Annotated in this window: 17 protein-coding genes; 14 read left to right on the forward strand and 3 right to left on the reverse strand. The window is 73.2% G+C overall.

Annotated elements, in window-relative coordinates:
- Position 1 precedes the first annotated feature (1 nt).
- The 5 genes from RGE_RS19165 to RGE_RS19185 all read left to right on the forward strand — a co-directional run bounded on the left by RGE_RS19165 (position 2) and on the right by RGE_RS19185 (position 4,000).
- The gene (locus RGE_RS19165; RefSeq protein ID WP_014430112.1) at positions 2-799 is read left to right on the forward strand and encodes an FAD binding domain-containing protein; all 798 of its coding nucleotides are present in this window, start codon (positions 2-4) and stop codon (positions 797-799) included.
- A gap of 6 nt (positions 800-805) precedes the next feature.
- On the forward strand, positions 806-1,717 hold the full coding sequence (locus RGE_RS19170; protein ID WP_014430113.1) for an AAA family ATPase: 912 nt from the start codon (positions 806-808) through the stop codon (positions 1,715-1,717).
- 23 nt (positions 1,718-1,740) lie between these two features.
- Positions 1,741-2,262: a superoxide dismutase family protein gene (gene sodC, locus RGE_RS19175; RefSeq protein WP_014430114.1), complete on the forward strand. Its 522-nt coding sequence runs from the start codon at positions 1,741-1,743 to the stop codon at positions 2,260-2,262.
- A complete protein-coding gene (locus RGE_RS19180; protein ID WP_043785754.1) occupies positions 2,249-3,427 on the forward strand; it encodes a vWA domain-containing protein in 1,179 nt (392 codons plus the stop codon). The genes sodC and RGE_RS19180 overlap by 14 nt, the downstream gene beginning before the upstream one ends.
- 96 nt (positions 3,428-3,523) lie before the next feature.
- Positions 3,524-4,000, forward strand: coding sequence for a hypothetical protein (locus RGE_RS19185; protein WP_232504958.1), 477 nt, complete (start codon positions 3,524-3,526; stop codon positions 3,998-4,000).
- A gap of 216 nt (positions 4,001-4,216) precedes the next feature.
- Here the strand turns inward: RGE_RS19185 and RGE_RS19190 are convergent, their stop codons facing one another.
- From RGE_RS19190 to RGE_RS19200, 3 genes are read right to left on the reverse strand one after another with little or no spacing between them, the layout of a single operon-like run.
- Positions 4,217-5,413, reverse strand: a complete 1,197-nt coding sequence (locus RGE_RS19190; RefSeq protein WP_014430117.1) for an SUMF1/EgtB/PvdO family nonheme iron enzyme — start codon at positions 5,411-5,413, stop codon at positions 4,217-4,219.
- Positions 5,410-6,045, reverse strand: coding sequence for a response regulator (locus tag RGE_RS19195; protein ID WP_014430118.1), 636 nt, complete (start codon positions 6,043-6,045; stop codon positions 5,410-5,412). Before RGE_RS19195 ends, RGE_RS19190 begins: the two co-directional genes overlap by 4 nt.
- A gap of 23 nt (positions 6,046-6,068) precedes the next feature.
- A complete protein-coding gene (locus RGE_RS19200) occupies positions 6,069-7,202 on the reverse strand; it encodes an ATP-binding response regulator (RefSeq protein ID WP_043784294.1) in 1,134 nt (377 codons plus the stop codon).
- 215 nt (positions 7,203-7,417) lie between these two features.
- Here RGE_RS19200 and RGE_RS19205 point away from each other — a divergent pair, with 215 nt between their 5' ends.
- From RGE_RS19205 to RGE_RS19245, 9 genes are all read left to right on the forward strand, one after another.
- Positions 7,418-7,879: a hypothetical protein gene (locus RGE_RS19205; protein WP_014430120.1), complete on the forward strand. Its 462-nt coding sequence runs from the start codon at positions 7,418-7,420 to the stop codon at positions 7,877-7,879.
- A gap of 54 nt (positions 7,880-7,933) precedes the next feature.
- Positions 7,934-8,296: a response regulator gene (locus tag RGE_RS19210; protein WP_014430121.1), complete on the forward strand. Its 363-nt coding sequence runs from the start codon at positions 7,934-7,936 to the stop codon at positions 8,294-8,296.
- Between the two features lie 40 nt (positions 8,297-8,336).
- Positions 8,337-10,484, forward strand: coding sequence for a chemotaxis protein CheA (locus tag RGE_RS19215; RefSeq protein ID WP_014430122.1), 2,148 nt, complete (start codon positions 8,337-8,339; stop codon positions 10,482-10,484).
- Positions 10,485-10,606: 122 nt separating this feature from the next.
- Positions 10,607-12,220, forward strand: a complete 1,614-nt coding sequence (locus RGE_RS19220) for a methyl-accepting chemotaxis protein (RefSeq protein WP_014430123.1) — start codon at positions 10,607-10,609, stop codon at positions 12,218-12,220.
- 58 nt (positions 12,221-12,278) lie between these two features.
- Complete coding sequence (locus RGE_RS24950) at positions 12,279-14,060, forward strand: methyl-accepting chemotaxis protein (protein ID WP_014430124.1); 1,782 nt, start codon at positions 12,279-12,281, stop codon at positions 14,058-14,060.
- Between the two features lie 40 nt (positions 14,061-14,100).
- Entirely contained in the window at positions 14,101-15,723 is a 1,623-nt protein-coding gene (locus RGE_RS24955) for a methyl-accepting chemotaxis protein (protein ID WP_014430125.1), read from the forward strand.
- Positions 15,724-15,816: 93 nt separating this feature from the next.
- The gene (locus RGE_RS19235; protein WP_014430126.1) at positions 15,817-16,374 is read left to right on the forward strand and encodes a chemotaxis protein CheW; all 558 of its coding nucleotides are present in this window, start codon (positions 15,817-15,819) and stop codon (positions 16,372-16,374) included.
- Between the two features lie 293 nt (positions 16,375-16,667).
- Positions 16,668-18,599, forward strand: coding sequence for a methyl-accepting chemotaxis protein (locus tag RGE_RS24875; RefSeq protein ID WP_014430127.1), 1,932 nt, complete (start codon positions 16,668-16,670; stop codon positions 18,597-18,599).
- A gap of 85 nt (positions 18,600-18,684) precedes the next feature.
- Positions 18,685-21,990 (forward strand): PAS-domain containing protein, encoded by a 3,306-nt coding sequence (locus RGE_RS19245; protein WP_014430128.1) that lies wholly within the window; start codon positions 18,685-18,687, stop codon positions 21,988-21,990.
- The last annotated feature ends 7 nt before the right edge of the window (positions 21,991-21,997 follow it).

Consider the following 21,997-nt stretch of genomic DNA (forward strand, 5'->3'; position numbering starts at 1 on the left):
GATGCAGACCTTCGCCTACGACACCCCGGCCACGCTGGCCGAGGCCGCCGCCGCGCTGCGGCGCGAAGACGCCCGCCTGCTGGCCGGCGGCCAGAGCCTGCTGCCGGCGATGCGCCTGGGCCTGGCCGCGCCCTCGGCGCTCGTCGACCTGGGCCGGCTGGCCGAGCTGCGCGGCATCCGCGTCGAGGCCGACACGGTGACGATCGGCGCCGCGACGACGCACGCCGAGGTCGCCGCGCACGCCGGGCTGGCCGCGGCGATCCCGGCGCTGGCCGACCTGGCCGGCCGCATCGGCGACCGCCAGGTGCGTTACCGCGGCACGATCGGCGGCAGCCTGGCCAACGACGACCCGGCGGCCTGCTACCCGGCCGCGGTGCTGGGCCTGGGCGCCACGGTCGTCACCGACCGGCGCCGCATCGCCGCCGACGACTTCTTCGTCGGCATCTACACGACGGCGCTGGAAGAAGGCGAGATCATCGGCTCGGTCGGCTTCCCGCGGCCGCGGCGCGCGGCCTGGCAGAAGTTCAAGCAGCCGGCCTCGCGTTTCTCGCTGGTCGGCGTCTTCGTCAGCGAGGGCCCGGCCGGGGTGCGTGTGGCGGTCACCGGCGCCGGCGCAAACGGCGTGTTCCGCGCCACCGAGCTGGAGGCTCGCCTGGCCGCCGACTGGTCGCCGCAGGCGCTGGCCGGCGCCAGCGTCTCGCCCGACGAACTGGTCGACGACCTGCACGGCAGCGCCGAGTACCGCGCCGCGCTGATCCCGGTGCTGGCCGCGCGCGCCGTCGCGGCGACGCTGGGCTGAGAGCGGGTGGCGTCCGCCCTGCCCGCCAGCATCGACGAAACCGCGGCCCGCCTGCTCGCGCTGGACTACGTCGCCGAGCGTGCGCTGGCGACGACCGCCTTCCTGGCGCTGAAGCTCGAGCGCCCGCTGTTCCTGGAAGGCGAGCCCGGCACCGGCAAGACCGAGATCGCCAAGGCGCTGGCGGCGATGCTGGGCCGGCCGCTGGTGCGCCTGCAGTGCCACGAGGGGCTGGATCTCGCCGGCGCCGCCTACGAGTGGAACTACGCGCGCCAGATGCTGGAGATCCGCCTCGCCGAAGCGACCGGCGCCGACCGCGAGCGCCTGGCGGCCGAGCTCTTCGGCGAACGGTTCCTGATCCGCCGCGCGCTGCTGCAGGCGCTGGACCCGCCCGACGGCCTGCCGCCGGTGCTGCTGATCGACGAACTCGACCGCGCCGACGAGCCTTTCGAGGCTTTTCTGCTGGAAGTGCTGTCGGACTTCCAGATCACGATCCCCGAATACGGCACGGTGCGCGCCACGGCGCCGCCGGTGGTCGTGCTGACCAGCAACCGCACGCGCGAGATCCACGACGCCGTCAAGCGCCGCTGCCTGTACCACTGGGTCGGCTTTCCCGACGCCGAACGCGAGCGCGCCATCCTCGCGCGGCGCGTGCCCGGCGCGCCCGAGGCGCTGTCGCGAGGCATCGTCGACTTCGTGCAGGCGCTGCGTGCGATCGAGCTCTACAAGCTGCCGGGCATCGCCGAGACGATCGAATGGACCCGCGCGCTGATGGCGCTGGACGCCGTCGAGCTGGACCCGGCCACCGTCGACGACACGCTGGGCGTGCTCTTGAAGTACCAGGACGACATCGCCCGCGTCCAGGGCGCCGAGGTCGCGCGCCTGCTCCAGGAGCTGCGCCAGGCCGCCGCGCCGCGCTGAACCCGCCACCGCCGAGGACTGCCATGAAACGTCTTGCCTGCCTGTGCACCCTGCTCGCCCTGGGCTGCGGCACCGCCGCCGCGGCCGAGGCCCAGGTCACGCTGAACCGCGCCGAAGCTTCCGGCCCCGGCGCCGAAGTCGGCCGCGTGCGCCTCGTCGAGACCCGCTACGGCCTCGCCTTCTACCCGGCGCTGCAAGGCCTGGCGCCCGGCGTGCACGGTTTCCACGTGCACGAGAAACCGTCCTGCGCGCCGGCCGAGCAGAACGGCAACGTCGTGCCCGCGGGCGGCGCCGGCGGCCACTACGACCCGGCGGGCAGCAAACGCCACGGCGAACCCTGGGGCGACGGCCACCTCGGCGACCTGCCGGCGCTGTACGTCGCCGCCGACGGCAGCGCGACGCAGCCGGTGCTGGCGCCGCGGCTGAAGCTGGCCGACGTGCGCGGCCACGCGCTGATGGTGCACGCCGGCGGCGACAACCACGACGACCACCCGGCGCCGCTGGGCGGCGGTGGCGCGCGCGTGGCCTGCGGTGTCATCGACTGAGCTGCCGGGCCGGCTGGCGGCCAACGTGCTGCACTTCGGCCGCGTGCTGCGCGCGGCCGGGCTGCCCGTCGGCAGCGACCGCATCGTGCTGGCGCTGCAGGCTCTGCAGGTCGCCGGGCTGGAGTCGCGCCGCGACTTCCACGACGTGCTCGCCGCCTGCCTGGTCGACCGCGTCGAGCACCGCGAGCTGTTCGACCAGGCGTTCGCGCTGTTCTGGCGCGACCCCGACCTCGCCGGCCGCATGCTGGCGATGCTGCTGCCGCAGGTGCAGGCGCCGCGCCGGCCGCAGGACCGGCCGCGCGAGAACCGCCGCCTGGGCGACGCGCTGTTCCCGTCGCGCCCGCCGCCGCCGGCCGAACCGCCCGAGGCGGTGGAAGTCGATGCCCGCCTGGCCTGGAGCGAGCAGGAACTGCTGCGCAAGGCCGACTTCGAGACCATGAGCGCCGACGAATGGCGGCGCGCGCTGGCGCTGGTGCACCGCCTGGCGCTGGCCTCCGAGCCGCTGGCGACGCGGCGCTGGCGCCCGGCGGCCCGGCCCGGGCGCCCGGACCCGCGTGCCACGCTCAGTGCGCTGGCGCGCCACGGCGGCGAGCTGTGGCAGGTGCGCTGGCGCCGCGTGCGCGAGCAGCCAGCGCCGCTGGTCGTGCTGGCCGACATCTCGGGCTCGATGAGCCGCTACTCGCGCATGCTGCTGCACTTCGTGCACGCGCTGGGCCACGCCGAGGCGCGCGTCGAGAGCTTCGTCTTCGGCACCCGGCTCACGCGCACCACGCGCGCGCTGCGCCAGCGCGACCCGGATCTCGCGATCGCGCGTGTCGTGCACGAGGTCGACGACTGGTCAGGCGGCACGCGCATCCGCGACTGCCTGCACGAGTTCAACCGGCGCTGGGCGCGGCGCGTGCTCTCCAGCCGCACGACGGTGCTGCTGATCACCGACGGCCTGGAGCACGGGGACGGCGGCGCACTGGCCTTCGAGATGGACCGGCTGCACAAGAGCTGCCGCAAGCTGGTCTGGCTGAACCCGCTGCTGCGTTACGCCGGCTTCGAGCCGCGGGCCGCCGGCATCCGCGCGATGCTGCCGGCGGTCGACGCCTTCCTGCCGGCGCACGACCTGGCCAGCCTGGAAGACCTGGGCCGCGTGCTGGCCGGCGCGCCGCGCCGCTGAGCGCCGGCCGGCGGGGAACTTCGGGCCCGCCGCAGGCTCCTTCATCGTGGTCGGCCCGGCCACGATGGCGTGGCGGCCGCCGCGAAGGAGAACTCGATGACGACCCAAGACCGACGGCCGCCACGAACCGCGGCTGCCCACGCCCTGGCGATGATGGTCGCGGCCAACGGCCACGCCGACCCGCGCGAGCTGCAGGCGCTGGAAGAACTGGAGGCTTTCTCCCGCCTCGGCGTGCCGCGCCACGCCTTCGAGGTCATGGTGCAGGAATGCCTGGAAGGCGCCGGCATCGGCCTGGCCGCCAGCTCCTGGCTGCACGCGCGCGACCAGGCCCACGTCGACCGCCTGCTCGACGCCGTCACCGACCCGCAGGAACGCCTGCTGGTCTGCCGCCTCGGCGCCGCCGTGATGATGGCCGACGGCTGCCTGTCCTGGGACGAGCGCCTGGTCTTCGACCACGCGCTGGCGCGCTGGCACATCAGCCGCTCGATGCTGACCCAGGCGATCCTGCACGACCGCACCCCGGCCGCCGGCCGCCATGCGCGGCCGTTGGCTGCACGGCCTGTCGCAAGCTGAGCCCCCTGGCGCGGTCAGAGAGCGGCTGAAGCCCCCTCACCCTCCGCGATCAAGCTTCCCGCCACAGGCCGGCTTTGCCGGCCTGTCGGCGGACGGCCCTGCGGGCCGCGCCGGACCAGGGACCCGGCCCTTCGCCAGACGCACCCCGTCCACCGGACGGGCTGCGTCCGGGCTCAGCCCCCTCGGGGGGTGGCGAGCGCCAGCGAGCCCGGGGGCTCACATCCCACAGGAGCGGAAGCCGCAGAACATCGTGTCGGCTTCGACCGGCGCAAACCGCCGCGCCTTCGCATGCACCTGGCGCAGCCGCGTCATCCACGACGCGCCGCGCAGCACGCCGGCCGGCTGCGCGGGCAGCGCGTCCAGCGCCGAGGCGCCGGCGGTGTAACCCGGCCAGGGCCGGGCGCTGCCGGCGACCCACTCGAAGACCTGGCCCCAGGCGAAGCCGCGGCCGCTGGCCTGCAGCGCGGCGCATTCCCATTCGGGTTCGGTCGGCAGGCGCCGGCCGGCCCAGCGGCACCAGGCCTCGGCCTCGTGGCGGCTGACGTGCAGCGCCGCCTGGCCCGGTGCGGCACGGCGCAGCTCGCCGTGGCGCTGCACCAGCACGCCGCCGCGCAGCTGCTCGACGTGGCGCGGCGCGCGCCGACCCTCGGCCTGCAGCCAGGCCCAGCCGGCTTCGCTCCAGCACTCGCGGCGGTCGTAGCCGCCGTCCTCGGCGAACTCGACGTAACGCGCCCACGACACCGGCTGGGCGTCGATCTCGAACTCGGGCAGCGCCACCTCGTGCGCCCAGCGCTCGTTCTCGGGCACCGCGCCGCCGCCGGGCGGCGAGCCCAGCATCAACCGCTGCGCCGGCAGCCAGACCGGCGCGCGCTCGGCGAACGCCGGCGGCTCGCGCCAGGGCAGCGGCGGCTCGCCGCCGGCGTGCAGCTGCAGCGCCGCGGCGCGTTCGGCCAGCGCCTCGCCCAGCCGGTCCTCGTGGCGCAGCGCGGTGCGGAAGACGTGGAGCCCGTCGTCGTCGCCGTGCGCCGCCGACAGCAGGTCCAGCGTCGTCTCCAGCGTCTGCGCCAGCCAGGCGCGCAAGGCGTCGGCGCGCGGGGCCGGCGCGGCGCCGGCCAGCCAGGCGTCGATCGCCGCGTCGGCCGGCGGCAGGCGCAGCGCCGAAGGCTCGGCGGCTTCGCCGCACTGGCGGCGCACGTTGCGCGCGATCCAGCGGTCCTGCCAGGCGCCGGCACGCGCGGCCAGTGCCAGCGGCGCCGGGCCGCCGTCGGTCGCGAGCAGCGCGCCGCGCGCCTCCAGCGCGGCCAGCCAGCGCAGCGTGTGGTTGCGCGCGTCCATCAGCGCCAGCGACAGCAGGTCGGCGCCAGCGCGGCGCATCGCCGCCGCGTCGTCCAGCGCGGCGGCGCGGGGCTTCACGAGCCGACGAGCCCGTTGCGGATCGCGTAGACCGTCAGTTCGGAGTTGTTCGCCAGCTGCAGCTTCTCGAGCACGCGGGCGCGGTAGACCGACACGGTCTTGGGGCTGAGCATCAGCTCCTCGGCGATGTCGGCCAGGCGCTTGCCCGAGGCGATCATCACCAGGGTCTGCAGCTCGCGGTCGGAGAGCTTCTGGTGCGGCGTCTCGAGCACCGGCGCGGTCAGGCTCTCGACCAGCATCTGCGCGATCTCGGGCGTCACGTACTTGCGGCCCTGGGCGACGGTGCGCACCGCGTCGACGATCTGGCGCGGCTCGCCGCCCTTGTTGACGTAGCCGAAGGCGCCGCCGCGCAGCGCGCGGATCGCGTACTGGTCCTCGGGATACATGCTGACGATCAGCACCTTGACCGCCGAGCCCTCGTCCTTCAGCGCGTGCAGCGCGTCCAGGCCGCTGCGGCCGGGCAGGTTGATGTCCAGCACCAGCACGTCGCAGCTGGTGCCGCGCATCAGCGTGCGCAGCTCGCCGTAGTCGCCGGCTTCGCCGACGACGCGGATGTCGGGGGCGTCGGCCAGCGTGTCGCGGATCCCGCGGCGGATCAGCGCGTGGTCGTCGCAGAGGATGACGTCGATCATCGGGCGCTCCGTGACTGCGGGCCTTACAGCGAGGCCCAGGCCGAGGGGTCGTGCTCGCGGTCGTCGCGCGGGTCCAGCAGCGCGCCGCCGCCCGGAGTCAGCGGCACCGAGAGGATCAGCGTCGTGCCGCCCGGGCCGCTGCTCAGGTCGATCCAGCCGCCGACGGTGGCCGCGCGCTCCTTCAGGCCGCGGATGCCGAAGCTCTGCGCCTTGGCCAGATCGGCGGCCGACAGGCCGCGGCCGTTGTCGCTGACTTCCAGCGACATCACGCCGCCGGTCAGCGACAGGTCGATGGACACGCGCGTCGCCTGCGCGTGCTTGGAAATGTTGGTGAGCGCTTCCTGCGCCGTGCGATACGCCACCAGCGGCACGCCCAGCGGCAGCTGCGGCTTCTCGTAGCTGGTGCGGAAGGCGCAGGGCACGCCGCTGCGGCGCTCGAAACGCCCGGCCAGCCACTGCAGCGCCGGCACCAGGCCTTGCTCCAGGATCGCCGGCCGCAGGTTGTGCATGATGCGCTGGCTGGCTTCGATGGCGTGCGTGACGGTGTCCAGCGCGCTCTGCACGCGGGTCTTCAACTCGGGTGTCGTGACGCGTTGCCCGATCCAGTGCAGGTCGAACTTCAGCGCCGTCAGCGAGCCGCCGACATCGTCATGGATCTCGCGCGCGATCGCGTTGCGTTCGGCCTCGACCGACAGCTGCAGATGCTGCGCCAGCTCGGACAGCCGTTCCTGCGAGGCCTGCAGCTCGTGGTCGGAGCGCAGCTTGGCGCGCCGCGTCTCGGCCGCGGCGATCGCGTGCTCGATGGCCGGCGCCAGGCGCGCGAGGTTGTTCTTCAGCAGATAGTCGCTGGCGCCGTTGCGCATCGCCTCGACCGCCACGTCCTCGCCGATCTCGCCGGACACCAGGATGAAGGGCACCAGGCAGCCGGTCTGGCGCACGATCTCCAGCGCCTGCAGCCCGGTGAACGACGGCAGGTTGTAGTCGGAGAGGATCAGGTCCCAGGGGCGTGCCAGCGCCTCGACGAAGGCCTCGCGGCTGTCGACGCGTTCGACCTGGACCTGCAGCCCGGCACGGCGAAGCTGCGCCATCGCCAGCGCGTGGTCGGCTTCGGAGTCTTCGAGGTGCAGCAGGCGCACCGGGGCCATGGGGGCGCTCATTCGTGAAGTATCGCGCACCCGGGCCGACGGCCCCTTCCACGCAAGGGCGCGCCGACGCAGAAATATGACGCGAATCGCCGCGTCTTCCGCTCAATGTTTGCAGGCCCCGTGCCGAAAATGGTTCGGAAGAGGCCCGGCGGGCCGTCCCGGCATGCACTCGTCTGGTGCACCGAAGGCCCGCCATGCCATCGAAACACCGAACACCCGGAGCCCGGATGCTCACCCAGGAATCACACGACACGGCAGCCGAAGGCACGATGCCGTTGCTGGCCGCGGCGGATCTGCAGGACCACCTGCTCGTCGCGAGCAACGACCTCGACCGTCTGCAGCGGCTGCTGAGCGACGCCTGCGACGCGCTGCTGGTGCACTTCTACGGCGCCACCAGCGAGCTCAAGCAGTTGCTGCACTCGGCCGCCCCGCACCCGGAGCTCGACAGCCACCAGCTGCACGTGGCGATGGAGCACATGGCCGGCGCGATCACGGCGATGCAGTTCCAGGACATGGCTTCGCAGCTGGTCCATCACACGGCGAAGCGGCTGCGCAACTGCGCCGACCGCATCGCCCGCGACACGATGGGGGACGACGAGGACGGCGAGACGCTCGTCGAGGAGGCGCCGCTGCGCCCCAACCCCGTGACCCAGGACGAGATGGACGCCGGGTCCATCGAACTCTTCTGACCGCCCGGCGCCCCCGCATCCCAGAACTCCAACCTTCCCCCCGAGAGACCACCCATGCACTCGATCCTTGCCGTTGATGACAGCGCCTCGATGCGCCAGATGGTGTCGTTCACGCTGAAGAACGCGGGCTTCCAGGTCGTCGAGGCCGTCGACGGCCAGGACGCCTACGAAAAGGCGAACCAGCGCGACTTCAATCTCGTGCTGACGGACCAGAACATGCCGCGCATGGACGGCATCAGCCTGACCAAGAAGCTGCGCGAGAACCCGAAGTTCAAGGCGACGCCGATCCTCATCCTGACCACCGAGTCCAGCGACCAGATGAAGCAGGCCGGCCGTGCCGCCGGCGCCACCGGCTGGCTCGTCAAGCCCTTCGACCCCGCCAAGCTCGTCGAGGTCATCGGCAAGGTCATTCGCTGAGATCCCGGGCGGGATCCCAGCAGGCAAACGGAGCACGACCATGGCCGATACCCAACAAGAAGGCGCCCACCTGTCCGCCGGCATCGATCTCTCGCAGTTCTTCCAGGTCTTCTTCGAGGAAGCCGGCGAGAACCTCGAGACGATGGAGCAGATGCTGCTCAACCTCGACATCGAGAACGCGGACGACGAGGAGCTCAACGCGATCTTCCGCTGCGCGCACTCCGTCAAGGGCGGCGCGGCGACCTTCGGCTTCACCGACATCGCCGAACTGACGCACGAGATGGAGACGCTGCTGGACAAGCTGCGCCGCCACGAACTCGCGCCGACCGCCGCGATGGTCGACGTGCTGCTGGCCTCGGGCGACGCGCTGAAGGCGCAGCTCGCGCGCCACCAGGGCAACGGTGCCGACCCGGTCGACACGCGCGAGCTGCTGGTCTCGATCCGCGCACTGGTCACCGGCCAGGCCGCCGCCGCGCCGCTGGCCGCCGCGCCGGCGCCGACCGCCGCCGCACCCCAGCCGGCGGCCCCTTCCGCGGCGCCGAGCGCCGCGCCGGCCGCCGGGGGGACGGCCGCGCGCGCGCTCGAGCTGACGGTGGGCCCGCTGCCGGACCCGGCGATGGCCGACAACCTGGTAGAGCTCTTCAAGGAGATCGCCGACCTGGGCACGATCGAGCCGCTGGACGCCGGCCGCGACGCCGACGGCATCCGCCGCTTCAAGGTCGTCACGACGACCCCGGACAACGACCTGCTGGACCTGTTCACCTTCCACGTCGCACGCGAGCAGCTCAAGCTCGGCCCGCTGGGCCCCGGCTACGGCTTCCACGAAGGTGCGCCCGGCGCGCCCGAGCCGAGCAAGACCGAGCCCGACCCCGGCTACGGCTTCTTCGACGACGCCCCCGGTGCGCCGCAGGCGGGCGCCGCGCCCGCGCCGGCCGCCGCCGCCGAGCCGGCCCGCCCCGCGGTCGCCGCTCCGGCCGCCCCGGCGCGCGTCGCGCCGAAGGCCGAGAAGGCCGCGGCGAGCCCCGAGTCGAGCACACTGCGCGTCTCGGTCGAGAAGGTCGACCAGCTGATCAACCTCGTCGGCGAACTCGTCATCACCCAGGCCATGCTGGCCCAGAACAGCAAGGGCGTCGACGCCGCGCTGTACCAGCAGATGTCCTCGGGCCTGGCGGATCTGGAACGCAACACCCGCGACCTGCAGGAAGCGGTGATGTCGATCCGCATGATCCCGATGTCGCTGGTGTTCAACCGCTTCCCGCGCATGCTGCGCGACCTGGCCGCCAAGCTCGGCAAGAAGGTCGAGCTGGTGCAGGTCGGCGAGGCGACCGAGCTCGACAAGGGCCTGGTCGAGAAGATCACCGACCCGCTGACCCACCTGGTGCGCAACAGCTGCGACCACGGCATCGAGCTGCCGGAAGAGCGCCTGGCCAAGGGCAAGCCCGAGACCGGCACGATCACGCTGATCGCCAGCCACCAGGGCGGCTCGATCGTCATCGAGGTGCGCGACGACGGCAAGGGCCTGAACCGCGAGAAGCTGCTGAAGAAGGCCCGCGAACGCGGCCTCGACGCCCCGGACACGATGACCGACCAGGAGGTCTACGGCCTGATCTTCGCGCCGGGCTTCTCGACCGCCGACGTCGTCACCGACGTCTCCGGCCGCGGCGTCGGCATGGACGTGGTGAAGAAGAACATCACCGCGCTCGGCGGCACGGTCGAGATCGACTCGGCCGAAGGCTACGGCATGACGGTGCGCGTGCGCCTGCCGCTGACGCTGGCCATCATGGACGGCATGAGCGTGGGCGTCGGCGAGGAGTGCTACATCCTGCCGCTGTCCTCGGTCGTCGAGTCCTTCCAGGTGCAGCCGGGCATGATCAAGACGATCGGCGGCACCGGCCGCGTCGTCGAGGTGCGCGACGAGTACATGCCGGTCGTCGACCTGGAGCGGGTCTTCGACGTGCCGCGCTTCGACTTCGAGCGCGTCAGCAACATCATGGTCGTCGTCGAGGCCGAGGGCGGGCGCGTGGCGCTGCTGGTCGACGAGCTGCTCGGACAGCAGCAGGTCGTCGTCAAGAACCTCGAGTCCAACTACCGCAAGGTCGACGACGTCTCGGGCGCCACGATCATGGGCGACGGCCGCGTCGCGCTGATCCTGGACATCGGGTCCTTGGTCCGCCGCTCTAGACATTGAGGGACTTGTGCCCCCGAGCTCGCTTGCGCTCGCTACCCCCCAAGGGGGCCGTCCGCCGACGGTCCGGCAAAGCCGGCCCGTGGCGGGAAGCTTGATCCGATCTGTCCCTGGAAGTTAGCGCAATGAATGCACTGCTGGCCCTGATGCGCGGATTCACGATCCGCACCCGCATGCGCGGCGCCATCGCCGTGGTGCTGCTGTCGTTCGCGATCGTCGCAGTGACCGGCCTCGTCGGCGGGCTCAAGCTGCGCGAGCTGAACCAGAAGATCCTGGAACAGTCGCGCGGCGAGCAGGCGACGACCTCGGCGATCGGCGACCACCTGGCCGCTGTGCGCCTGCACGAGAAGGGCATGGTCATCAATTACGAGGACCCGGCCAGCATGCAGGCCGAGCACGACGCCTGGAAGCGCGAGCTCGACGCCACCGTCACCAGCCTCAAGCGCATGCTCGAGGGTGAGGAGGACGAGGACAACCCGATCGCGCGCGCCGCGATCACCCGGATGGCCGACTACGAGAAGGCCGCCGAAGTCCCGCTCCGCCGCGCCAGCGACGGCGTCTACGACAACGCCCGCGTGCTCGACCGCATGCTCGCCCGCGCGCACGAAAACATCGATGCCGTCGAGAAGATGACGGTCGACATCGAGAAGATCGTGCTCGGCGAGAGCGCCGAGGCCGCGCAGCAGTTCGACGACACGATGCACCAGGCGCTGGTCGTCTTCGTCGGCCTGATCGCCGTCGTGATGCTGGTCATCACGCCGATGACGCTGGCCAATTCGCAGTCGATCACCACGCCGATCGACCACGCGCGCCACGTCGCCCAGGCCATCGCCGACGGCGACCTGACGCGCCCGATCCAGCTCCAGGGCCGCGACGAGGCCAACGACCTGCTGGCCGCGCTGGCGCGCATGCAGGAGTCGCTGCAGCGCATGGTCGGCCAGATGCGCAGTTCGGCCGACAGCATCGAGCAGGCCAGCCGCGAGGTCGCCGCCGGCAACGCCGAGCTGTCCAGCCGCACCGAGCAGACCGCCGGCAGCCTGCAGCAGACGGCCAGCGCGATGGAACAGATCACCGGCACCGTGCGCCAGAGCGCCGACGCCGCGCGCGAAGCCAGCCACCTCGCCGGCACCGCCGCCGAGGTCGCGCAGCGCGGCGGCGAGGTCGTCGGCCAGGTCGTGACGACGATGGACGAGATCAACGCCAGCTCGCGCCGCATCGGCGACATCATCGGCACGATCGACGGCATCGCCTTCCAGACCAACATCCTGGCGCTCAACGCCGCGGTCGAGGCCGCGCGCGCCGGCGAACAAGGCCGCGGCTTCGCGGTCGTCGCCGGAGAAGTGCGCTCGCTGGCCCAGCGCAGCGCCGAGGCCGCGCGCGAGATCAAGGCGCTGATCGGCAACTCGGTCGAGAAGGTCGACACCGGCGCCCGCCTCGTCGCCGACGCCGGCAGCACGATGGGCGAGATCGTCGCCAGCGTGCAGCGCGTCAACCAGATCATCGGCGAGATCAGCCGCGCCGCCGTCGAGCAGAGCTCGGGCCTCAGCCAGGTCAACGGCGCGGTCTCCGAACTCGACGGCATGACGCAGCAGAACGCCGCGCTCGTCGAGCAGTCGGCCGCCGCCGCCGAATCACTGAAGGAACAGGCCGAACGCCTGGGCGCGATCGTCGCCGCCTTCCGCACCGCAGCCGGCTCGTCAGCGCCGGCCGCCCAGGAGCTCACCACCCCGGTGGTCTGACGAGGCCGCAAGGCCTCCCCGGACCTCACGGGCGGACGCTCGCCCTCAGGAGAAAACGATGAAATCCCTGTCCAACCTCCGGATCGGCACCCGGCTCGGCCTGAGCTTCGCGGCCGTGCTCGGACTGATGACGATCACGACGGCGGTCGGCATCTACGAACTTCGCCGCATCGACGCGCTGAGCGCCGAACGCGACGCGGCGATCGCGCGCTCCGACCAGTTCCACGAATGGCAGTCCAACGTCAAGCTGAACCTCGCGCGCGCGGTCGCGGTGGCGGCCTCGGGCTTCCAGGCCGGAGCGGTGGCGGTCATCGAGCCGCAGATGAAGGCGACGACCGAAGACATCAGCAAGCTGCAGAAGACGCTGGAGGCCGCCGCCGACGAGGGCGAGAAGACCGCTTTCGCCGACGTCGCCACGAAGCGCAAGGTCTACATCGACCTGCGCAAGAAGGCCGCCGAAGTCTTCAAGGAAGGCAGCATCGCCGAGGGCGACAAGCTGGTCGCCGGCCCGATGACCGAAGCCGCGACGGCCTACCTCGGCGCGATCGCGGCGATGAAGAAACACGCCGACGACGCTGCGGCCGAACGCGCCGCCCAGGTCGACGGCGCGATCAGCGAAGGGGTCGCGGTCTGCGCCAGCCTGCTGCTCGCGGCGCTGGCCGCCGGCGCGGCGCTGGCCTGGACGATGACGCGCTCGGTCACCCAGCCGCTGGCCGAGTCGATCGAGGCCGCGCAGCGCATCGCCGCGCACGACCTGACGCAGACCGTGCCCGACACCGGTCGCGGCGACGAGATCGGCGCGCTGCTGCGCGCGCTGCGCGACATGCAGTCCAGCCTGACGACGATGGTCGAGCAGATCCGCAGCGGCACCGGCTCGGTGGCCGGCGCCAGCAGCGAGATCGCCGCGGCCAGCACCGACCTGTCGCACCGCACCGAGCAGACCTCGGGCTCGCTGCAGCAGACGGCCAGCACGATGGAGGAGATCACCGCCACCGTCGCCCAGACCGCCGACTCGGCGCGCCAGGCCAACCAGCTGGCCAGCAGCGCCAGCAGCGTCGCCCAGCGCGGCGGCCAGGTCGTCTCGCAGGTCGTGCAGACGATGGAGCAGATCAACGCCAGCTCCAAGAAGATCGCCGACATCATCGGCACCGTCGACGGCATCGCCTTCCAGACCAACATCCTGGCGCTGAACGCGGCCGTCGAGGCGGCACGCGCCGGCGAACAGGGCCGCGGTTTCGCGGTCGTCGCCGGCGAGGTGCGCTCGCTGGCCCAGCGCAGCGCCGAGGCGGCGCGCGAGATCAAGACGCTGATCGGCGGCTCGGTCGAGAAGGTCGAGTCCGGCGCGCGCCTGGTCGCCGACGCCGGCAGCACGATGAACGAGATCGTCGCCGGCGTGCAGCGCGTGGCCGACATCATCGGCGAGGTGATGGCCGCGGCCACCGAGCAGAGCCAGGGCATCGGCCAGGTCAACACCGCGATCGCCGGCCTGGACCAGATGACGCAGCAGAACGCCGCGCTGGTCGAAGAGAGCACCGCCGCCGCCGAGTCGCTGCGCGAGCAGGCCGACCGCCTGGCCGCGCTGGTGGCCACTTTCCGCGTGCCGGGTTCGGCCGGGTTCTCGGCGCCGGCGGCGACGCCCACCAAGCCGGCCCCGGTGCGCGCCCAGGCCGCCCCGGTGGCCGCCGCCGTCATCGCCCGCGCCCGCGACAGCGCGCGCCCGGCGGCGCCGCCGGCGCCCAAGGCCGAGGCCCCGGCCGCGGCGCCGGCGCGCCCCGCCACTCCTGCCACGCCGCCTGCGGCCCCGTCGAACCGGGCCGACGACGACTGGGAAACCTTCTGACCCTCGCCCAGGACGTCGTCCGCCCGACGACGAAAGCAGTATGAACATCGACTTCAACGACCGCGCGATGCTCGCCTCGATGGCGCTCGTCGTGCTCGGCGCCGTGGCCTACGGCGCCGTCAACGACGGCATCGGGCTCGCGCTCGGTGCCGGCGCGCTGCTGATGGGCGCAGCAGCCGCACTCGCCGGCCTGGGCGGCGGCAGCCGCTCGGCCGCCAGCTTCATCGGCCTGCCGGTGCTCGGCATGGCCGCCGTGGCACTGCTGATCCACGTCGCGCACGGCGCCGCCGAAGCGCACTTCGCGGTCTTCGCGCTGCTCGCCGCCACCGTCGTCTACCGGCGCTGGGAAGCCGTCATCGTCGGCGCGGCGACGATCGCCGTTCACCACCTGAGCTTCAACTACTTCCAGCAGTGGGGCTGGGGCCCGATCTGCTTCACCGAGCCCAGCCTGCCGCGCGTGCTCGAACACGCCGCCTTCGTCGTCGGCGAGGCCGGCGTGCTGGTGATGCTGGCGCTGCGCAGCCGCGCCGACTACGCGACGACCGACGAGCTGGTGGCGATCGCCGACGGCCTGGTCGACGCCAGCGGCAACGTCACCTTCGCGCCGGCGCACAACACCGCGCACTCGGCGGCCACGCACCGCCTGCAGCAGGCCCTGCGCCACATCGAGAAGACGCTGGCCGAGGTGCGTGCGAGCGCCGACTCGATCCGCACCGCCTCCGACGAGATCGCCACCGGCAACCTCGACCTGAGCCAGCGCACCGAGCAGACCGCCAGCAGCCTGCAGCAGACCGCCAGCTCGATGTCGCAGCTCACCGGCACGGTGCAGCAGAGCGCCGACTCCGCGCGCCAGGCCAACCAGCTCGCCGGCAGCGCCGCCGACACGGCGCAGCGCGGCGGCGAGGTCGTCGCCCAGGTCGTGTCGACGATGGACAAGATCAACACCAGCTCGAAGAAGATCGCCGACATCATCGGCGTCATCGACGGCATCGCCTTCCAGACCAACATCCTGGCGCTCAATGCCGCGGTCGAGGCCGCGCGTGCGGGTGAACAGGGCCGCGGCTTCGCGGTGGTCGCCGGCGAGGTGCGGGCGCTGGCCCAGCGTTCGGCCGCCGCGGCACGCGAGATCAAGACGCTGATCGGCGACTCGGTCGACAAGGTCGAGGCCGGGGCCCGCCTGGTCGGCGACGCCGGCAGCACGATGCAGGAGATCGTCGCCAGCGTGCAGCGCGTCACCGACATCATCGGCGAGATCAGCGCCGCGACGCACGAGCAGAGCAGCGGCATCGGCCAGGTGAACTCCGCCGTCAACCAGCTCGACCAGATGACGCAGCAGAACGCCGCGCTGGTCGAGCAGTCGGCCGCCGCCGCCGGCTCGCTGCGCGAGCAGGGCACGCGGCTGGCCGAGCTGGTGGCCACCTTCCACCTGACGCAGACCGCCAGCGCGGCGCCGGTGCTGGCCCAGGCGGTCATCGCCCGCGCCGCCGACAGCGCCCGCAAGACCGCGCCGGCGCCGGCCGCCAAGCCCAAGGACACGAAGGCCCAGGAGCCCAAGGCGCCGGTGCGTGCCGCCGCGGCGCCCGCCGCCCCGGCGCCCAAGCCGGAACCGGCGCGTCCCGCGGCCCCGGCGGCCCGCGACGACAACGATTGGGAAACGTTCTGACCCGCGCGGCGTGGCACATGCCACGCCCCGAGCCCTCAACTCCGCTGCGCGACGGCCGATAAACGGTACGACGCCTTCCAGAAGGACCACGACATGGACATGCTGACCGAAGTTGCCCCCTCCGCCCGCTCCGAGCGCACTCGCGCGGCCACCGCCTCGCAGGCCTCCGCGGCCGCCGAGGGCCAGGCCGGCGGTGAGTTCCTGACCTTCCGCCTCGGCGGCGAGGAATACGGCATCGACATCCTGCGCGTGCAGGAGATCCGCTCCTACGAGCCGCCGACGCGCATCGCCAACGCGCCGTCCTTCATCAAGGGCGTCGTCAACCTGCGCGGCGTGATCGTCCCGATCATCGACCTGCGCCTGAAGCTCGGCTGCGACAACGCCGAGTACAACGGCTTCACCGTCGTCATCGTGCTCAACGTGCGCGGCCGCGTCGTCGGCGCCGTCGTCGACTCGGTGTCGGACGTGCTCGAACTCAACCGCGAGCAGATCAAGCCGGCGCCCGAGCTCAGCTCGAGCATCGAGGCGCACTACATCACCGGCATCGGCGCGGTGAAGAACGGCGACGCCGAGCGCATGCTGATCCTGGTCGACATCGAAGCGCTGATGAGCAGCGCCGACATGGGCCTGATGGACAGCATCGCCCACTGACCGCCGGGAACCGAGCGGCCCCGCGCCGCCTGCCCGCATGACGACCGCCCGCCACGTCCATCGCATGGCCGGCAGGTCGTTTCGCTGCCGCCTCGTGCGGCAGCGCCGTTTGCAGCCGCCCCCGGCGCTGATGGCCCGTGCCGGGCTGGCCGGCCGCTGCCGGCCGCGCAGCGAGCCGCCCGCCCGCCATCGGGTGCGGGGTGGACGGCACGCGGCGACGGCGACACGCGCCGGCCTGGCCGCGCGCAGAACGACACCTTGCTGAACCGTCAGACGAGGGACACCGCGCACCGATGACGACGCCTTCCTCCCCCCGCCACGGCTCGATCGCCCGCCGCATCTCGCTGGCCGGCGGCCTGGGCCTCGCGCTGGCGCTGGGCGCCGCCGCCGCCTTGCAGACCTGGGTCACCGTGCGCAACGCCAACGAGGCCAATGCCGAGCGCTACGGCGAACGCGCGCAGGCCGTCGCCGACATGGCCGAGGCCTTCGACGGCGCCGCGCGCACGATGGCCGACAAGCTCTACGGCGCCTTCGCCGCCGACCTGCCCGGCCCTTACGTGCTGCGGGGCGAGAGCCTGTCGGCGCAGGGCCAGCCGCTCAACGGCCAGTTCGCCCAGGTCGACCACTTCGCCGAGCTGACCGGCGGCGTGGCCACCGTGTTCGCCGCCCAGGGCGAGGACTTCGTGCGCATCACGACCTCGCTGAAGAAGGAGGACGGCTCGCGCGCCGTCGGCACGCCGCTGGGCACCCAGCACCCGGCCTACGCCGCGCTGAAGGCCGGCGGCTCCTACGTCGGCCCGGCGCAGCTCTTCGGCAAACCCTACATGGCGCGCTACGAGGCGCTGCGCGACGGCCAGGGGCGCGTCGTCGGCGTGCTCTTCGTCGGTTTCGACCAGAGCGCCTACCGCGCCGCGCTGCGCAAGCTCGCCGGCGATGCCCGGCTGGCGGACACCGGCGGCATCGTCATCGTCGACCCCAAGGCCAAGGCCGAGGACGCGGTCTTCGTCGCCCACCCCAAGGCGCCCGGCGCCAAGGTGCTGGAGACGCTGCCGGCGGCCGCCCCGCTGCTGGCCGCGCTGCCGCAGGCCGACGCCGGCGAGCGCCTGCCCTCGCCCGGCCTGGTGGACGCCGCCAGCGGCGACACCTGGGTCGTCGCGCGCAAGGTGCCGGCCACCGGCTGGTATGTGCTCGCCGAGGTCTCGCAAGGCCACGCGATGGCCGCCACCTGGGCCGGGCTGCGGCCGTTCTGGCTGCTGCTGGCGCTGGTCGCCGCGGGCCTGTCGGCCTCGCTGTTCTTCGCGCTGCGGCGCTGGGTGGCCGAGCCGCTGCGCGATCTGGCGCGCGCCGTCGAGGCCGTCGCCGCCGGCGACCTGACGCGCCACGTCGAGAGCCGGCGCGACGACGAGGTCGGCGAGCTGATCCGCGACGTCGAGACCATGCGCCTGCGCCTGGGCGGCACGCTGGCCCAGGTGCGCCAGTCGGCCGAGTCGATCGACACCGCCTCGGGCGAGATCGCCGCCGGCAACACCGACCTCAGCCAGCGCACCGAGCAGACCGCCGGCAGCCTGCAGCAGACCGCCTCCAGCGTCGGCCAGCTGGCCGGCAGCGCGCGCCACAGCGCAGAGGCGGCCTCGCAGGCGCGCGAGCTGGCCGGCGCCGCCGCCGGCAACGCGCGCCGCGGCGGCGAGGTCGTCGGCCAGGTCGTCGCGACGATGGACGAGATCAACACCAGCTCGCAGCGCATCACCGAGATCATCAACGTCATCGACGGCATCGCCTTCCAGACCAACATCCTGGCGCTCAACGCCGCGGTCGAGGCGGCGCGCGCCGGCGAGCAGGGCCGCGGCTTCGCAGTGGTGGCCGGCGAGGTGCGCAGCCTGGCGCAGCGCAGCGCCGAGGCGGCGCGCGAGATCAAGGCGCTGATCGGCAACTCGGTCGAGAAGGTCGAGGCCGGCTCGCGCCTGGTCGGCGACGCCGGCCGCACGATGGACGAGATCGTCGCCAGCGTCGAACGCGTCGTCGCGACGATCGCCGAGATCTCCGCCGCCACCGCCGAGCAGCACGGCGAGATCGGCAGCATCAACGACTCGGTCGCCGCGCTGGACCGCATGACGCAGCAGAACGCCGCGCTGGTCGAGCAGTCGGCGGCGGCCTCGGAATCGCTGCGCGAGCAGGCGCGCCAGCTGTCGCAGGCGGTCGCCGCCTTCCGCGTCAACGGCCCCTGAGCCGAGCCCCACGAACCGGGCTCCCCCCAAGAACATGAGCCCGCGCCTGCGACCACAATCCGGCTCCGAACAGACGCCACGCCCCGTGCCCCTGCCGAAGCCACCCGCCGAACCGGAGGACGACGGCATCACCCGCGCCGTTCGCACGTCGCAGGTCGCCGAGCACGCCTCCGCCGTCGCCTTCGCGGCGCTGGGAAGCGCCAGCGTCGGCGCGTTCGTCGCCTGGGCGCTGCACACGGTGGTCGCCACCGGGCCGCTGCTGGCCTGGTGCGGCGCGCTGGCGCTGCTGCTCGTGCTGCGGCTGTGGACGCTGCAGCGCTACCGCGCCCAGGCCGGCGCCGCCGAGCCCGAGCGCTGGCTCGCGCGCTTTCGCGCCGGCATCTTCGCCAGCGGCGTGCTCTGGGGCAGCGCGGCGCTGCTGCCGATGTCCGACGTGCACCACGGCCTGACGGTGCTGACGATCGCCGCCGCCGCGCTGTCGACCGCGGCGATGGTGCTGGGGCACTTCGACCGCCTGACCGGCGCCCTCTTCGCGCTGCCGACGGCGCTGCCGGTGGCCGCGCGCATCGTCATCGAGGACCTGCCGCCGGCCCCGGCGGTGATGCTGGGCCTGGCGGTGGCCACGCTGCTGGGGCTGTACGGCGTCGTCGCCGCCGAGCGCAACTGGCGCCAGCGCCTGGCATTGGCCGCGGCGCGGCGCGACGAACAGCGCAGCCTGGCCGCGGCCCAGGAGAGCGAGGCGCTGCTGCGGCTGATCTTCGACCACGTCGACGAGGGCCTGCTGGTCGTCGACGCGGACCTGCGCGTGCGCACGATGAACCTGCGCTTCGCCGAGGTGACGCGGCTGGACCCGTCGCTGGTGCACCCCGGCACGCCGGTGCGCGAGCTGCTGGAGGCCCAGGCCCGCGCCGGGCGCCTGGGCGGCGGCAACCAGCAGACGCTGGTCGAGCACTGGATGTCGCTGCTGCGCGCCGGCGGCCACGCGAGCAGCGTGCGCACGCTGGCCGACGGCCGCACGATCGAGCTGCGCCGCAACGCCACGCCCGACGGCGGTTTCGTTGCCGTCGCGCTCGACATCAGCGAACGCCGCGCCGCCGAGGCGGCGCTGGCCGAGAAGCAGCGCATGCTGGCGCTGCTGCTGGACAACACCACCCAGGGCTTCTGGTTCGTCGACAACGAGCTGCGCACCACCGACGCCAACCCGGCGATGTGCCGCATGCTCGGCGTCCAACGAGGTGCACTGATCGGGCGCTCGGTCTGGGAGTACGTCGACGAGGACCAGGCGGCCGTGCTGCGCGAGCAGATGCGCCGCCGCAACGCCGGCGAAGCCAGCCTGTACGAGATCCGGCTGCGCCGCGCCGACGGCTCGCCGCTGTGGTGCATGAACCAGGGCACGCCGATCTGCGACGCCGAAGGCCGCAAGATCGGCGCCATCGGCCTGTTCTCGGACATCGGCGAGCTGCGCCGCGCCACCGAGCTGCAGCAGCGCACCAGCCGGCTGCTCGAAGAAAAGTCGCGCCTGCTGGAAGCGACGCTGGAGAGCCTGCCGCAAGGCGTGCTGACGCTGGACGAACAAGGCCGTACGGCGGCCTGGAACCGCCGCCTCGTCGAGCTGACCGGCGTACCCGAGGACCTGCTGCGCAGACGGGCGACGCTCGGCGAGTTCGTGCGCTGGCAGATCGATCACGGCCGCGTCGGCCCGGCGCCGGGCGAGCTCGACCCCGACGCGCGCGAGCACATCCAAGCCGCGCTGCAGGGCCGCATCGACCTGCTGCCGGCGAGCTACCAGCGCACCGCCGCCGACGGCCGCACGATGCGCATCGAGACCTTCCGCAGCCGCGGCGGGCCGGTGGTGCGCACCTTCACCGACGTCACCGACGCGCTGCGCGCCGAGCAGGTGCTGCGCGAGAGCGAGTCGCGCTTTCGCTCGCTGGCCGACGCGGCGCCGGCGCTGGTCGTCGTCTGCGACGCCGACGGCCGCCCGACCTGGATCAACCAGCGCTGGCTGGCTTTCACCGGCTGCGGCGCCGGACAGGCGCTGGCCGAGCCCTGGCCGGCGCGCCTGCACGCCGACGACGTCGCCGCCGCCGGCGCCGCGCTGCAGACGGCGCGCACGACGGCGCAGAGCTTCGCGGTCGAGTACCGGCTGCGCCGCGCCGACGGCCGCTGGGGCTGGATCGCCGAGACCGGCGTGCCGCGCACCACGCCCGACGGCCGCCTCGAGGGCTGGATCCGCTACGGCTGGGACATCACCGCGCGCAAGGCCGCCGAGGCCGCGCTGATCGCCGCGCGCGACGACGCCGAGCGCGCCAACCGCGCCAAGAGCGACTTCCTGTCGCGCATGTCGCACGAACTGCGCACGCCGCTGAACGCGGTGCTGGGTTTCGGCCAGCTGCTGGAGTCCGACCCCGCCGAGCCGCTGTCGCCGGCCCAGCACGAGCGCGTGCAGCAGGTGCTGCGCGGCGGCCGCCACCTGCTGTCGCTGATCGACCAGGTGCTGGACCTGGCCGGCATCGACGGCGGCACGCTCAGCGTGCGGCTGGAGGCGGTGGACGCCGCGGCCGCGGTGGCCGAGGCCTGCCGGCTCGTCCAGGGCCTGGCCGAAGAACGCGGCATCACGCTGCAGCCGCCGGCCACGCCGCCGCCGGGGCGCGTGCTGGCCGACGCGGCGCGGCTGCGCCAGGTGCTGGCCGGGCTGCTGGCCAACGCGGTCCAGTACAACCACCGCGGCGGCAGCGTCAGCGTCGAATGGCGCGACGACGGCGAGCGCCTGCGGCTGGAAGTGCGCGACGACGGCCCCGGCATCGCCGTCGCCGACCAGCGCCGCATCTTCAAGGCCTTCGAGCGCCTGGACGGCGGGCGGGCCGCCGGCGGCGGCGCCGGCGTCGGCCTGGCGCTGGCCAAGTGGCTGGTCGAGGCGATGCACGGCCGCATCGGTCTGGACAGCGCGCCCGGCCTGGGCAGTTGCTTCTGGGTCAGCCTGGAACGCACGACGGCCGAGGCCGGTGCCGCGCCGGCGCGGCGCACCGTGCTCTACGTCGAGGACAACAGCGTCAACCAGATGCTGATGGAAGCGATGCTGGCGCGCCGGCCGGAGATCGAGCTGCTGCTGGCCGACGACGCCGCCTCGGGCCTGGCGCTGGCCGTCGCGGCGCGGCCGGCGCTGGTGCTGCTGGACATCCAGCTGCCCGACGCCGACGGCTTCGAGCTGCTGCGCCGGCTGCGCGCGCGGTCCGAGACCGAGGCCATCCCGGTCGTCGCCGTCAGCGCCGACGCGATGCCCGAGCGCATCGCCGCGGCGCGCGCCGCCGGCTTCGCCGACTACCTGACCAAGCCGCTGGAGCAGGGCCGGCTGCTCGAGGCCGTCGACCGCGTGCTCGACGCCGGCTGAGGCCGCG

This window comes from Rubrivivax gelatinosus IL144 (assembly GCF_000284255.1).
GTDB classification, from domain to species: Bacteria; Pseudomonadota; Gammaproteobacteria; order Burkholderiales; family Burkholderiaceae_C; genus Rubrivivax; species Rubrivivax gelatinosus_A.